11 protein-coding genes are annotated in these 13,869 nt (G+C 69.4%); 4 read left to right on the top strand and 7 right to left on the bottom strand.

What is annotated here, in order from left to right:
• The first annotated feature begins 31 nt into the window (after positions 1-31).
• The 3 genes from SJY11_RS06045 to SJY11_RS06035 are packed head-to-tail and all read left to right on the top strand — an operon-like array spanning position 32 to position 3,838.
• A complete protein-coding gene (locus SJY11_RS06045) occupies positions 32-1,024 on the top strand; it encodes an ornithine cyclodeaminase family protein (RefSeq protein WP_376985640.1) in 993 nt (330 codons plus the stop codon).
• Entirely contained in the window at positions 1,021-2,469 is a 1,449-nt protein-coding gene (locus SJY11_RS06040) for an amidohydrolase family protein (RefSeq protein WP_376985638.1), read from the top strand. Before SJY11_RS06045 ends, SJY11_RS06040 begins: the two co-directional genes overlap by 4 nt.
• Positions 2,470-2,482: 13 nt before the next feature.
• On the top strand, positions 2,483-3,838 hold the full coding sequence (locus SJY11_RS06035) for a dihydroorotase (protein WP_376985636.1): 1,356 nt from the start codon (positions 2,483-2,485) through the stop codon (positions 3,836-3,838).
• Positions 3,839-3,899: 61 nt separating this feature from the next.
• Here the strand turns inward: SJY11_RS06035 and SJY11_RS06030 are convergent, their stop codons facing one another.
• From SJY11_RS06030 to SJY11_RS06000, 7 genes are all read right to left on the bottom strand, one after another.
• Complete coding sequence (locus tag SJY11_RS06030; RefSeq protein ID WP_376985634.1) at positions 3,900-5,333, bottom strand: MATE family efflux transporter; 1,434 nt, start codon at positions 5,331-5,333, stop codon at positions 3,900-3,902.
• A gap of 180 nt (positions 5,334-5,513) precedes the next feature.
• Positions 5,514-6,593, bottom strand: a complete 1,080-nt coding sequence (locus tag SJY11_RS06025) for a hypothetical protein (RefSeq protein WP_376985632.1) — start codon at positions 6,591-6,593, stop codon at positions 5,514-5,516.
• Position 6,594: 1 nt separating this feature from the next.
• Positions 6,595-8,124 (bottom strand): class I adenylate-forming enzyme family protein, encoded by a 1,530-nt coding sequence (locus SJY11_RS06020; protein WP_376985630.1) that lies wholly within the window; start codon positions 8,122-8,124, stop codon positions 6,595-6,597.
• A gap of 21 nt (positions 8,125-8,145) precedes the next feature.
• Positions 8,146-9,912 (bottom strand): ABC transporter permease subunit, encoded by a 1,767-nt coding sequence (locus SJY11_RS06015; RefSeq protein WP_376985628.1) that lies wholly within the window; start codon positions 9,910-9,912, stop codon positions 8,146-8,148.
• A complete protein-coding gene (locus SJY11_RS06010; RefSeq protein WP_376985626.1) occupies positions 9,909-10,976 on the bottom strand; it encodes an ABC transporter ATP-binding protein in 1,068 nt (355 codons plus the stop codon). Before SJY11_RS06010 ends, SJY11_RS06015 begins: the two co-directional genes overlap by 4 nt.
• Before the next feature lie 5 nt (positions 10,977-10,981).
• Positions 10,982-12,052: an ABC transporter substrate-binding protein gene (locus SJY11_RS06005; protein ID WP_376985624.1), complete on the bottom strand. Its 1,071-nt coding sequence runs from the start codon at positions 12,050-12,052 to the stop codon at positions 10,982-10,984.
• 60 nt (positions 12,053-12,112) lie between these two features.
• Entirely contained in the window at positions 12,113-12,886 is a 774-nt protein-coding gene (locus SJY11_RS06000) for an enoyl-CoA hydratase/isomerase family protein (RefSeq protein WP_376985623.1), read from the bottom strand.
• Positions 12,887-13,004: 118 nt separating this feature from the next.
• Between SJY11_RS06000 and SJY11_RS05995 the strand changes: the two genes are divergently transcribed.
• Positions 13,005-13,838: an IclR family transcriptional regulator gene (locus SJY11_RS05995; RefSeq protein ID WP_376985621.1), complete on the top strand. Its 834-nt coding sequence runs from the start codon at positions 13,005-13,007 to the stop codon at positions 13,836-13,838.
• Positions 13,839-13,869 lie beyond the last annotated feature (31 nt).

Below are 13,869 nucleotides of genomic sequence, written 5' to 3'. Positions count from 1 at the left end.
CCCTGCCGGCCTGCGAACGGACAAGCCCGACATGATCGTGCTGAGCGAGGCCGATATCCGCGCCCTCCTCGACCCTGCGGAAGCGGTTGCGCTGGCGGCGGAGGCCTTCCGGCTCGCGGCAGCGGGCCATGGCGAGGCGCTGCGCGGCGACCTGCGGGCGGATGATCCCCGGCGCGGCTGCCTGCTGCTCACCGGCAGCGCCGGGCCGCGGACGCTGACGATCAAGAGCAACGTCCATGCCTATCCCGACGGACCCGACGCGCCACGCCGCTGGGCGAGCCTGCTGACGCTGTGGGACTGGAGCCTTGCCGAGCCGCGGGCGCTGATCTCCGCCGGTCTCTTCAACGAACACCGCACCGCGGCGGGTTTCGCCGCCGGCATCGATCGCCTCGCCGCACCCGGCGCCGCCACCGCGGCCCTCTTCGGCGCGGGTCGCAGCGCCCCGCTCGCGGCGCTCTATCTCAAGATCGTGCGGCCCTCGCTGACACGGCTCTATCTGGTCGGCCGTTCGCCGCAGCGCCTGACGGCCCTCGCCGCGACCCTGGCCGGCGAGCCCGCCTTGGCCGATGTCGAGCTGATCACCGCCGCGACGCCGGCCGAGGTGGTCGCCGAAAGCGAGATCGTCGTCACCGTCACGACCTCCGAGGAGCCCGTCTTCCCCGGCAAGGCTGTTCGGCCGGGCGCCTGCATCGTGCTCGGCGGCGCCAACCGCCCGGGCGCCCGCGAGGCCGATGACGATCTGATCCGCCGGGCCGACATCTATCTCGACGCTCGCAAGGACGCCTTCGCCAAGGCGGGCGACCTTGTCCGGGCGCAGGCCTCGGGCGCGCTCGACCCCGCCCGCATCCGCGGCGAGATCGGCGCGTTGCCGGAGCGCGCGCTGCCGTTCAGCCCCGGCGCCGACGTCACGGTCTTCAAGTCGATGGGCCTGCCGCTCCAGGACGTGCTGCTGGCAGACGCCCTGGTGACGCAGGCGCTGGTCCGCGGCCTGGGCACGCCGGTCGACCTGCAGGGGGCGCCATGACGGACACAACGCTCCTGATCCGCGGCGCGCGCATCCTGGCCGGCGCCGCCTCGCACGACACGCCGCTGGGCGACATCCTGATCCGCGGCAATACCATCGTCGCCGTCGGCGAAGTGCCGCCGCAGCCGCACGGCGGCATCACGCGCGAGATCGATGGAAGCGGCCTGCTCGCGGCGCCGGGCCTGATCAACGCGCATATGCACTCCCAGTCGGGCACCATGTCGGGCTTCGCCGACGGGCTGAGCCACCCCGCCTTCATGTGGCTGACTCAGGCCCACACCTCGCGCCGCACGGCCGACGAGATCCGCCTCGCCGTGCTGCTCTGTGCCGTCCAGATGCTGACGACCGGCACGACCGCGCTGATCGACCATTTCCCCGGACAGCGCTTCAGCACGGCGGAGATGGACGCCGTGCTCGCGGCCTGGGAGGAGACCGGCCTGCGCACGACGCTGGGCATGCGCTTCTTCGACGGGGTCTTTTCCGACATCATCCCCGCCGGCATCGAGGTGCCGGCCTCGGTCGCAGCGCTGGTCAGCGGCTCCGGGCTGCTGGCGCCGCATCCGCTCGCCGAGCTGCGCGAGCAGATGCCCGATCTCGTCATGCGCTGGCACGGCCGCGCCGGGCGTATCGGCCTCTGCCCGGCCCCTTCCAACCCGGATCGCTGCAGCGACGAGGCGCTGCTCTTCTGCGCCGAGCTGGCGCAGCGCCACGACCTGCCCATCCACACCCATCTGCTGGAGACGAAGGCCCAGGCGCGGATCGCGCGGGAGCGCTATGGCGAGAGCACGGTCGCCCATCTCGAACGCCTCGGCATCCTCTCCGACCGCTGGTCCTGCGCCCATGCGATCTGGCTCGACGAGGCCGACATCGCCCTGATGGCGCGGCGCCAGGCCATCGCCGTCCACAATCCCGAGAGCAATGCCCGCATCGGCACGGGGCGGATGCGGACGCCGGAAATGCTGGCGGCGGGCGTGCCGATCGCGCTCGGCACCGACGGCTCGGGCGCCAACGACAACCTCGTGATGCAGGAGGCGATGCGCGCCGCCGCACTGCTGCACCGCTCCGACCTGCCCGTGCGGCGGCAATGGGTCACCGCCCGCGACACCATGCGCATGGCGACGGTGGAGGGGGCCCGCGCGCTGCGCCTCTCTGGCCGGCTCGGCGAAATTGCGCCCGGGCAACTCGCCGACATCGTGCTCTACCGTCTCGACGCGCCCTGGTGGCGCCCGCTCAACGACGCCGCCTCGCAACTCGTCTTCGCCGAGACGGGCGCAGCCGTGACGACCGCGATCGTCGACGGACGCGTCGTGCTCGACCAGGGCCGCATCACGACCTTCGACGCGCCGGCCGTCCTCGGCGAGATCGAGGCGATGGAGGCGAGCCTGCGCCGGCGCAACGCCGATCTCTTCGCGGCGGCCGACGCCATCGCCAAAGCCGTCCCATGAGCAAGGCCGACCCATGAGCGCGACCGTCGACCTCGTCATCCGCGATGCGCTGCTCGTCTCCCCCGAGGCCAGCCGCCATGGCGCCGTCGCCGTGGACGATGGCCGCATCGTCGCGATCGGTCATGGCGACGCCATGCCCTCCGCCCGCCGGGTAATCGAGGCCGGCGGGCGCCCGCTCATCCCCGGCGCGCTCGACGTCCATACCCATGTCCGCGAGCCCGGCTTCTCGCACAAGGAGACCTGGGCGACGGCCACCGCCGCCGCAGCCGTCGGCGGTGTCACCACGATCTTCGACATGCCCAACACCAACCCGCCGACGGCAAATGCCGCCGCGGTGCGCGAAAAGATCGCCATCGCCGCCCGCCAAGCCCATGTCGATTTCGGCGTCTACGGCTATGTCGGCGAAGCCAATCTCGCCGATCTGCAGCCGATGGCGCAGGCCGGCGCCAGCGCCTTCAAGCTTTTCCTCGGCAGTGACAACCCGCTCGTCCCCTGCCCGAATGACGGCGCGGTGCTCGATGCGCTGGCCCTGATCCGCGAGACCGGGCTGCGCTGCACCGTCCATGCCGAGAACACGCCGATCCTGACCTGGCGCGGCGCGCAGATGAAGGCCGCCGGTCGCGACGACCTCGCTGCCCATCTCGCCCAGCATGCCGACATCGCTACCGTCGAGGCCGTGCAGCGCATCGCCCTGTTTGCGGAATGGACGGGCTGCAAGGTCCACATCGCCCATGAGAACTGCCGGCACGCCTTGCCCGTGATCGCGGCGGCCAAGCGGCGCGGCGTCGCCATCACCGCCGAGACCTGCCCGCATTACCTGTTGCTGAGCATGGACGACGCCGAGCGGGCCGGCGGCAATGCGCTCCGCGTCAAGCCGCCGGTGCGCGAGGCCGGCCATGCCGAAGCCCTCTGGGCCGCCGTGCTCGACGGCACCATCGACATGATCTCAACCGACCACGCCCCGCATCCTTCCGAGGAAAAGCAGCGCGCCTCGATCTGGGAGACCTCGCCGGGCTTCCCGGGCGTCGAGACCTCAATGCGCCTGATGCTGACGGAGGTCGCCGCCGGCCGGCTGACGCTGCAGCACTATGTCCGCCTCGCCTGCGAAGCCCCCGCACGCGCCTTCGGGCTCTGGCCGCGCAAGGGCGCCCTGCTGGTAGGCGCCGATGCCGATCTCGTCCTGCTCGATCTCGACCATCGCGCGCCGATCCGTGGCGCGACCTTCCAGTCCAAGGGCAAGGTCACGCCCTTCGAGGGCCGCGAAACCATCGGCCGCGCCGCGATGACCTTCCTGCGCGGAACCTGCCTGGCGCAGGACGGGCAGCTCCTCGCCCGGCCCGGCACGGGACGCTCCCTGCGCCAGGCCTGATCCCGGGAACCGCGCGCTCACGCCCCCGGGGCGACCCACGTGGGAGGATTCCGTTGCGGGCTCAGCTCCGGTCGCCGCCGGAGGCAGGACCCATGTCCGGCGGCATCAGCCCGAGCCGTTCCCTCGCCCACCAGCGCCCCAGCATCAGTGCCGCGACCAGCGCCAGCGCGACCGCCAGACCGATCCAGATGCCGCTGCCGGCGAGCGGCGTACCGAAGCCGAGCGCGATCGACAGCGGCAGGCCGAACACCCAGTAGCCCAGACCGGCATAGAGCATCGGGATCCGCGTATCGCCGAGCCCGCGCAGCAGGCAGGAGCCGACGACCTGCGCCCCGTCGACGATCTGGAAGATCGCGGCAAAGACCAGGAAATGCATCGCCAGCGCTGCGACCTCAATCGCGCCCGGCCGCTCCAGATCCAGAAACGGCCGGACCAGCCAGTGCGGCGAAAGCCACATCACCAGCGCCGTCAGCGCCATGAAGCCGACGCCGAGGATGATCGCCACCACGCCGGCCCTGCGGATGCCCTCGCGATCCCCCGCGCCGAAGGCCCGCCCGACGCGCACCGTGGCCGCCTGGCCGATCCCCATCGGCACCATGAAGGTCAGCGAGGCGATCTGGATCGCGATGGCATGGGCGGCCAGCGCGGTCGAACTGATCAGCCCCATCAGGAAGGCGGCGCCGTTGAAGATCAGAACCTCGAAGGCCAGGGCCGCGCCGATCGGCAGGCCCAGCCGCCAGAAGGCCCGGTAGCGCGGCCAGTCCGCCACCCAGAACCGCCCGAACAGCCGGAAGCGCCGGAACTGACGGTCGCGCATCACCAGCCAGGCCAGCCCCGCGAACATCAGGGTGGAGGACAGCGAGGTCGCCAGCCCCGAACCGAACAGCCCGAGCGCCGGAAAGCCGAGCCGGCCGAACATCAGCACCCAGTTGGCGAAGGCGTTGAACAGCACCGCCGCCAGAACCACCAGCATGGCCACGAGCGGCCGCTGCAGCGCCGCCACGAAGCCTCGCAGCACGAGATAGAAGAAGAACGGCAGCAGGCTCCATTGCAGCGCGCGCATATAGCTGCCGGCCGCGGCCGCCAGCCCGCGATCCTGCCCCATCAGCGCCAGCACCGCCTCGGCCTGCCAGAGGAACAGCCACATCGGTCCGACCAGGGTCGCCGCCGCCCAGAACCCCTGCCGCACCGTGCGCCGGATCTCGCGCACCGCATGGCGGTTGCGGCCGAGTTCGATCGACAGCATCGGCGCGACCGCCGCCATCACCCCGATGCCGAAGATCAGCACCGCCATATAGAGGTTGGACCCCAGCGCCCCGGCGGCCAGCGCCTCGGGCCCGAGCCGGCCCATCATCAGCACGTCGGTGGCGGTCATCGCGGTCTGCGCGAGGTTCGTCAGAACCAGCGGCCAGCCGAGCCGGAGCATCGAAACCGCCTCTGAGATCCACGCGGAACGGGAGACGGACGGGTCAGTGAAAGGCGCGGGCGTTGTCATGAGCGGCCGCTTCTAGCCCGCCCGCAGCCCGCGAGACAGGTCAAATCGTGCGGCACGGCCCCGAGGATCGACGTCGCCCGGGAGATTTGCGAAGCGCGACCGCGCGACGAAGAGGCCGTCTGCGGTTGCGCGACGATCGGCCGGACGCGTCTTTTGCGACCACCCGGCCCAGCTGCAGCGTCAGGCCTGCTCCAGCTCCGATCTCAGTTGCAGCAGCACATCGCAGACGGGCTCGAGGTCCCGCACGGAAAAGCCGTCGCGCAACGCGGGAACATGGCCGGCGATCCTGTCGCCGAGGAGGCCGGTGAACAGGACACGACCGTCGGGCCGGACGACGAGCCCGTTGCTCTCCTCGAACGAGGCATTCCAGGCGACCGCCTCCGCTTCCGTCACGCCCTCCGGAAGGTCGAGGTCCAGCGTCCCGCCCGTGAGCCGGACCGGATAACCACCGGGCAGGCCGTTGGGCCCGGGCACATGCCCCCGCCAGGACCGGCCGGCGGCCATCGCGAGCAGCATCGGAACACCGCTTGCCCCGGAAATCTCGATCACCGGCTCCGGTGTGAGCTGGATGTCGGCGAAGCGGGCGTAGACGTCGACCACCTCCTCGCCGTCGAGCCAGACGCGCGGAGGCCGCGCGTGGCGGTCCTGCGGCTTTCGGCGCCAGGCGGCCAGATTCTGATAATGCGCCAGAACCTTGATCTGCGCCCCGGCCGGCGTCGCCCGCGAGCCGGTGAAGACGTTGGACAGGATCGCGACATTGCCCATGCCGCCGGCGACGTCGTGGCCCATGGCCCGGATCATGCCGTTGACCACGTCCGGGAAGCTGCAATTGACCAGCGTCACCGGCTGGCCGCTGCGGGTGATGGCCGCCGCCATGCGCGAACTGATCAAGGCCTGGAACACGGCGGTGGCGCTCAGCCCGCCCTCGGCCACGAGCCGCGTCCAGGCGTTGCCGCTCTGGGCGATGACCTGCGAGGTCTGGATCGAGGCCGCCTGCACGACGATGCGCGGACCGGTTGCCGCCAGCACCTGGTCTGATGCGTCGGTCGCCAGCAGATCGACCCCGTGGACCGTGAAACGCGCCGGGGTACCGAAGAGTGCGGCGCGGGCGTTGGCGGCGGTCCGCAGCCAGTTCAGACGTTCGGCGTTGCGGCCTGCGATCACGATCCCGACCGGTTCGCGGGCTGTTGCGGCGATGTCGAAGGCGATGCGCGCGGCGAAGCCGCCCGTGCCGGAGATCAGGATGTCGCAGCCGGCCATCTCAGCTCGCCATCACAGGCGCGCTGCGGTCCCAGGCGTCATCGAGCCGGGGGGAGAGCTTGTGCTTCATGATGCGCTGGCTGGCCGTGCGCTCGAACTCGTCGACGAAGGCGATGTAGCGCGGGTTCTGATAGGGCGCGAGCCGGGCGGCGAGCCAGTCCGAGAGCGCGGCGGGATCGATCGTCGCCCCCTCGCGCGGCTTGACGAAGAGCTTGATGTCCTGCTCGCCGACATCCGACGCGACGCCGATCATGGCGCAGTCCTCGATGTCCTCATGCTCGGCCGCGACATGCTCGACCTCCCAGGCAGAGACGTTCTCGCCCTTGCAGCGGACGCTGTCGGTCATGCGGCCATGGAAGAAGAGGTTGCCGGCCTCGTCCCAGGAGCCGAGATCGCCGGTGTGGAGCGCGCCGCCGCGCAGCGCCTTGGCGGTCGCCTCGGGATTGTCGAGATAGCCGGGAAAGATCGCGCCTGGGATATCGGTTTCGACGACGATCTCGCCGCGCTCACCGACAGCGACCGGCGTGCCGTCCGTCCGCAACAGCCTGACCGTGAACCAGGGCATGGGCTTGCCCACGGATCCCACGACGCCGTTGTCGTTGCAGGTGGTGATGCTGGAGGCTTCCGTCATCCCGTAGCATTCGCGGATTTCGATGCCGAAGCGATCGCGAAACAGCGGCCAGATGTCGGCCGGGCAGCCGCCGCCCCAGGAGATCCGGACACCATGCGTGCGATCGAGCGGGCTCTCGGGCTGCTTCAGCAGGATCTGCAGGATGCCGCCGAGATGGTGGATATGGGTCGCGCCCTCGGCCTTGACCTGGCTCCAGAAGCGGCTGGCGCTGAAGCGGTCGACCATGGCCAGCGTCACGTCGCGGATCATCGGTAGCGGCAGCAGCTGCGCCCCGCCGATGTGGTAGAGCGGCTCCCAGACGAAGAAGACCTCGCCCGGCTTCGCCGCGGAGACGCGGCCGACGCCCTCGGCGGCCAGCCGCAACATGCGGTGCGAGACGACGACGCCCTTGGGCCGTCCCGTCGTGCCCGAGGTGTACATGACGGCGAAGACGGCGTCGGGCGCGGGGGCCGGCTCGTCGAACACCGCCGGCTCGGCGAGGATGCGGTCGAGCTCGGGGCCCTGGCGCAGCAGCGGCGGCGCGCCAGCCTCCGCCAGCGCCTCCGTCACCAGCGCCGCGAGATCCTCGTCGGCGACGACGAGCTTCGGTTGCGAATGGGTCAGCAGATAGCGCAGCCCCTCGCCGCGCTGCTGGGCGTTCACCGGAACCCAGGCCACCCCGGCCCGCGCCAGGCCGAAGACGACGGCGATGGCCGCGACGGAATTGCGCATCATCACGGCGACGCGGTCTCCCGGCTTCAGGCCCCGCGCCCGCAGATGCGCGGCGAAGGCCGAGGAACTGCGCTCGATTTTGCCGTAGGTGACGGGCTCGCCGCAATAGCGCGCATAGACCCTCCCGGGGTCGCGGGCGGCGAACTGCGTCAGGAGGTCGACAAAGCCGGAATCGTCTCTGGAAGTCATGGTCGGTCGGTTCGCGCGATGTCAGGAGGCGGAAGAGGACGAAGAGCGGAAGCGTTCTGCCACCAGCAGCATCACCGTCACCACGACGAAGACGACCACGGACACCGCCGCGAGCGTCGGGTTGAGTTGCAGGATCATGTCGTCCCACATCTGCTTGGGCAATGTCGTCTTAACGCCGCCGCTGATAAAGATCGCGATGGTCAGCTCGTCGAAGGACGTGATGAAGGCGAACAGGAAAGCCGCGACGAGGCCGCCCTTGACGAGAGGGATGGTGACGCCGGTCAGCGTCTTCAGCCGGTTGGCCCCCAGCGTCGCCGCCGCCTGGTCGAGCCGCTGGTCGTAGCCCTTGAGCACGGCCGCCATGGTGACCAGCGTGAAGGGGATGGCGAGCACGGTGTGGCCGATGATCAGGCCGAGATCGGTCGCCACCAGCCCGATGCGCGCGAAGAGGTAGAACAGCCCCACCGCGATGACGATGCGCGGCACGATCATCGGCGCGAGGAAGAAGGCGAAGATCAGCCCGCTCCAGCGCGTGCGGCTGTTGGCGAGCGCTAGCGCCGTGAACCCGCCGATGGCGGTCGCTGCGATCGCGGTGGCAAAGGCGACACCGAAGGAACGGATCGTCGCCTGGATCCAGAGCGGAGAGTCGAAATAGGTCCGGAACCAGGACAGGCCGTAGCCCGGCGGCGGGAACTCGAGGAACTGCGAGGAGGTGAAGGCGAGCGGGATGACGAGCAGCGTCGGCAGGACGAGGAAGCCGATCGCGAGCCAGGCGAAGGCCGGCAGGATCAGCCCGCTGCCACGTCGCCCGAGCAGGGCCTGCGCGAGCCGCGATAGGGTGCCTGCGAAGCGCGCAATCATGGCGAGAATGGCAAGGCCGAGATCGCGGATGCGCCCGGTCCCGACCTGCGCCGCACCGCCGGCGATCGTCGAGATGCCGAAGATCCGGTCATAGACCCAGCAGGAGACCAGCGCCGCCGCCAGCATCATCGCGGCGAGTGCGCCGGCGAAGGGCCAGTTCAGCAGCTCCTGCACCTGGGTGATGATGAGTTGCGCCAGCATCGTCTCGCGGCGCCCGCCGAGGAAGGCCGGCACGATGAAGAAGCCGAGCGAGGAGATGAACACGAGCAGTCCCGCGGCGGCGACGCCGGGCAGGGACAGCTTGAAATAGACCAGCCAGAAGGCATGGGCCGGCGACGCGCCGAGCGTCTGCGCCGCCTGGACCAGGCGGCGGTCGATGCCCGCCATCACCGGCAGCATCGTCATCACCGCCAGCGGCACCATGGCGTGGACCATGCCGACCATGACGCCGAATTCGTTGTGCAGCAGCGGCAGCGGCTGATCGACGACACCAGAGCCCATCGCCAGCGAATTGATGATGCCGCTGCGGCCGAGCACGATCATCCAGGCGAAGGTCTTGACGAGATAGCTCGTCCAGAACGGCACCATGACGAAGAGCAGCATGCGGCCGCGATAAAGGTCGGGCAGGCGCGACAGCCAGTAGGCCAGCGGATAGCCGATCAGCAGCGAATACAGCGCCGTGTAGCCCGCGATCCGGAAGGTGATGCCGAGCACGCGCAGATAGACGTCGGTCGCCGCGATCCGTTCATAGGTCGCGATCGAGGGCTTGCCGCTGTCGGGGTCGAACAGGCTCAGGCCGAGCAGCTGCGCCACCGGCCAGACGAAGAAGACGGCCAGGAAGACGAGGCCCGGCACCGCGAGCCAGAGTGCACCGAGGCGGAAGGCACGCGTCTCCCTCGCCTGGGACGGGGCCGCGACGGCGCTCATGCGACCACGACCGCCCGGTCGCGGGCCCATCCGGCGACGATCTGCTCCTGCAGGCGGGGCACGGTATCGTCGGGGCCGAGTCGCAGGACGAGTTGGCCGCCATCGGCCAGCGTCGCGATGATGCGGGTTTCGGAGCCGGCATAGACGATTTCGCTGACGCGGCCGGTGACGGCGTTCCCGTCGGGCGCGCCGATCTTCAGATGCTCGGGTCGGATCACCAGAGCGGGCTCCGCGCCCGGGCTCGCGGCATTCTGCGGGAGCGCGAAGCGCCCATTCGCCGTCTCGAGCGCGCCATTCCCGTCCCAGCGGCCGCGGAAGATGTTGGAGATGCCGATGAAGTCGGCGGCGAATGCGGTGCGCGGCCGCTCATAGATCTCGCGTGGCGTGCCGAGCTGTTCGATCTTCGCGTGGTTCATCAGGCAGATCCGGTCGGAGAGCGCCAGCGCCTCCTCCTGATCATGCGTGACGTAGACGATCGTCGCGCCGCTCTCGCGATGCAGCCGCTTGATCTCGATCTGCATGTGCTCGCGCAGCTTCTTGTCGAGCGCGCCGAGCGGTTCGTCCATCAGGATGATCGAGGGCTGGTAGACGAAGCAGCGCGCCAGCGCGACGCGCTGCTGCTGCCCACCCGACAGCTCGCGCGGGAAGCGCTTCGCCAGATGGCCGAGATGGACCATGGCCAGCGCATCCTCGACGCGCTGCCCGATTTCGGCTGAGGGACGCCCGCGCATCTTCAGCGGAAAGGCGATGTTCTCGGCGACTGTCAGATGCGGGAACAGGGCATAGTGCTGGAAGACGAGCCCGATGTCGCGCTGATGGACCGGCATGCGCGACTGGTCGCGCCCGTCGATCACCACCCTGCCCTCGCTCGCTTCGACCAGACCGCAGATCAGCTGAAGCAAGGTCGTCTTGCCGGAGCCCGAAGGCCCCAGCAAGGTGAGGAACTCGCCCTCCGCGACGCTGAGCGAGCTTGGCTCCAGGGCCGTGGTCGCGCCATAGCGCTTGCACAAGCCATCGATGACGAGCTTCGCCGTGGCGCCGGGCGTGTCGGTCCTCGTGGTCATCGCGATCAGGTCAGGAGCCAGGAGTTGAAGCGCTCCGAGACCTTGGCGCGGTTGGCGCTCCACCAGCCCTCATTGGCGATCGTCATCTGCTTCAGGTTGTCCGGCGAGGTCGGCAGAACCTTGGCGCGCTCGGCGGGGATCGTCTGGTAGGCGTCGAGATTGGTCGGGCCATAGGCCAGGAACTCGGTGAAGAGGGCCTGGGCCTTCGGGTCCGAACAGAAGCGCACGAACTGGCGGGAGACCTCGGCCTTCGGGCCGCCCTTCGGCAGAGCCCAGCCCTCGATCGAGTAGAGTCCCTGGTTCCAGACGATCTTGGCGGGCGTGCCGCCGTCGATCGCCGCCTGCAGGCGGGCGTTCCAGCCCGGCAGCATGTCGACCTCGCCGCTCTGGAGCAGCTGCGTCGACTGGGCGCCGCCCGTCCACCACACCGCGACATGCGGCTTGATCTTGTCGAGGACCTTGAAGGCACGGTCGACGTCGAGCGGGTAGAGCTTGTCCAGCGGCACGCCGTCGGCGAGCAGCGCCTGCTCGAGCGTGTCGATCGGGTTCTTGCGCAGCGCGCGCCGGCCCGGGAACTTCTCGACATTGAAGAAGTCGGCCCAGCTCGCGGGCGCGTTTTTCACGCGGTCCGTGCGATAGGCGAAGACGGTCGAATAGACATCCGTGCCCATGAACAGCGGCGAGATCGCCTCCGGCATCAGCTTGGGCACGTCGGCATGGGTGAAGCCGATCGGATCGAGCAGGCCCTGGCCGGCGAGGATGTCGCGCGCCGAGAGCGTCAGCGTGCAGACGTCCCAGGTATAGGATTTGGTCTCGACCATCGCCTTGAACTGGGCGGTCGGCTCGGCTTCGCGGGCGACGTTGACGACCTTGTTGCCGGTCGCCTTCTCGAAGGGGTCGTAGAAGGCCTTGCGGAAGGCCGGGCCGAAGGGGCCACCGGGATCGGCGACGATGATCTGCGTCGCGGCGCTGGCGCGCCCGATCAAGGCCGGCCCGAACATCGCGCCTGCTGCCGTGCCGCCGGCCAGTTGCAGAAGGCGGCGGCGGCTGGGTTTGGTCATGGTGCTGCTGGTCATCGTTCTCTCCCGTTCACGCGGTTTTCCGCGTTTTCCCCATGGTCGTCCGGTGGTCTCGCTTCAAGCGCTCTTCTTGGCAGCGCGCTTGGCGAGGAATTCCTCCATCATCCGGGCCGGCTCGCCCGTCGCGTAGGCCTCGCGCTGGTTGCGGATGCCGGCCGCGAGGCATTCGCGGAAGCTCGCCTCGGTGACTTCGCGGAAGCGGGCCTTGTTGAGCCGCATGGCGACAGGCGGCTTTCCGGCGAGCTCCGTCGCCAGCGCCAGCGACGCCTCCATCACCTTCTCCTTCGCGACGATCCGGTTGATCAGGCCGATCCGGAAGCACTCCTCGGCCTCCATCATCCGCCCGGTCAGGGTGAGATCGATGGTGCGGGCGATCCCGATCATCTCGCGCATGATCCAGGGGCCGGTCACCGAGGCGATGCCGGAGTTGATCTCGGGCTGGCCCATGGTGACGCCGTCATGGCCGATGCGCAGGTCGCAGAGCAGCGCGACCTGGAAGGCCGATCCCGCCGCGACGCCGTTGAGCGCCGCCACGATCGGCTTCGAGAGCGAGCGGATCCGGTCATACATGCGCTCCCACTCGCCCATCCAGAGCTCGGCGCGGTCGGGATCGAAGGTCTTGGTCTCGTTGAGATCCTGCCCGGCGCCGAAGGCGCGATCGCCCGCACCGGTGAGGACGATGGCGCGCACGGCCTCGTTAGCCTCCAGTTCGTCCAGCGCCTCGACGAGGCGGGTCCGCATCGGCGCGTTCCAGGCGTTCAGCTTGTCGGGGCGGTTCAACGTCAGGATCCCGACAGAACCGCGGATCTCGCTGAGAACGAATTCTTTCATAAGGCGCTCCGATGGCTTTCTATCGATATGCGATAAATTCTATTGAATGATCTCCGGGAATCCCCCACCTTGTCAAGGCCGCATGTCGCCGCCATTGATCGGCCGAGGAGAAGCTGCGATGTCCCTGACCGAACCCCGCATGGCGGACACCACGACGACGGTCGAACCGCCCATCGGCGGCAAGCCCGCGCGCGACAAGTCCGGCGCGCTGATGGTGAATTCGGTCGAGAAGGCGTTTCGGGTGCTCTCCGCCTTCGGCCGCCAGCACCAGACCCTGAACCTGTCCCAGGTCGCGGCGGAAACCGGCATGGACCTGAGCGCGGCGCAGCGCTTCACCCATACGCTGACCAGGCTCGGCTATCTACACAAGAACGCGGAGACCAAGCGCTTCGAACTGACGGCGAAAACGCTCGACCTCGGCTATCACTTCATCCGCGGCAGCCGGCTCGTCGATCGCGCGATGCCCTATCTGATGCATCTCAGCAAGGAGACCGAGGAGACGGTCAACCTGACGATGCGGGACGCAACCGAGATCATCTTCGTCTCCCGCTTCCTGAGCCGCCACGTCCTCAACACCGACGTCATCATCGGCACGCGCATGCCGGCCTATTGCACCGCGCCGGGCATTGCCATGCTCTCGCGGCTGCCGGAGGACGAAGCGATGGCGGTGATCGACGCTTCCGACCTCAAGGCCTACACCCCTTCCACGACCTGGCAGCGCGATGCGCTCCGGGAGAAAATTCGTCAGGCGGCCGCGCAGGGCTACGCCACCGCCTTCGAGGAGGTCTATCTCGGCGACGCGTCGATCGCCGCGCCGATCCTCGACCATCGCGGCCGGCCCGAGGGCGCCGTCAACGTCGCGGTTTCCTGTTCTCGCTACGGGCGCGAAGAGGTGGTCGCGCGTTTCTCGGCGCTGGTCATCGCCGCGGCGCACGCCATCTCTCGCGTGTGACCCGACGCGGCAGCATACCCGCGGCGCGCTG

The organism is Allobosea sp. R86505 (genome assembly GCF_042466375.1).
Lineage (GTDB): Bacteria > Pseudomonadota > Alphaproteobacteria > Rhizobiales > Beijerinckiaceae > Allobosea.
The sequence above is the reverse complement of the archived record's forward strand: the minus strand, read 5'-3'. Positions and strand labels throughout refer to the sequence as shown.

Excerpts from the sequence above, each read along its gene's own strand:
- SJY11_RS06020 (WP_376985630.1), bottom strand. The coding sequence starts at position 8,124 with ATGACTTCCAGAGACGATTCCGGCTTTGTCGACCTCCTGACGCAGTTC.
- SJY11_RS06025 (WP_376985632.1), bottom strand. The coding sequence starts at position 6,593 with ATGGCCGGCTGCGACATCCTGATCTCCGGCACGGGCGGCTTCGCCGCG.
- SJY11_RS06035 (WP_376985636.1), top strand. The coding sequence starts at position 2,483 with ATGAGCGCGACCGTCGACCTCGTCATCCGCGATGCGCTGCTCGTCTCC.
- SJY11_RS05995 (WP_376985621.1), top strand. The coding sequence starts at position 13,005 with ATGTCCCTGACCGAACCCCGCATGGCGGACACCACGACGACGGTCGAA.
- SJY11_RS06010 (WP_376985626.1), bottom strand. The coding sequence starts at position 10,976 with ATGACCACGAGGACCGACACGCCCGGCGCCACGGCGAAGCTCGTCATC.
- SJY11_RS06000 (WP_376985623.1), bottom strand. The coding sequence starts at position 12,886 with ATGAAAGAATTCGTTCTCAGCGAGATCCGCGGTTCTGTCGGGATCCTG.
- SJY11_RS06015 (WP_376985628.1), bottom strand. The coding sequence starts at position 9,912 with ATGAGCGCCGTCGCGGCCCCGTCCCAGGCGAGGGAGACGCGTGCCTTC.
- SJY11_RS06030 (WP_376985634.1), bottom strand. The coding sequence starts at position 5,333 with ATGACAACGCCCGCGCCTTTCACTGACCCGTCCGTCTCCCGTTCCGCG.
- SJY11_RS06040 (WP_376985638.1), top strand. The coding sequence starts at position 1,021 with ATGACGGACACAACGCTCCTGATCCGCGGCGCGCGCATCCTGGCCGGC.
- SJY11_RS06045 (WP_376985640.1), top strand. The coding sequence starts at position 32 with ATGATCGTGCTGAGCGAGGCCGATATCCGCGCCCTCCTCGACCCTGCG.
- SJY11_RS06005 (WP_376985624.1), bottom strand. The coding sequence starts at position 12,052 with ATGACCAGCAGCACCATGACCAAACCCAGCCGCCGCCGCCTTCTGCAA.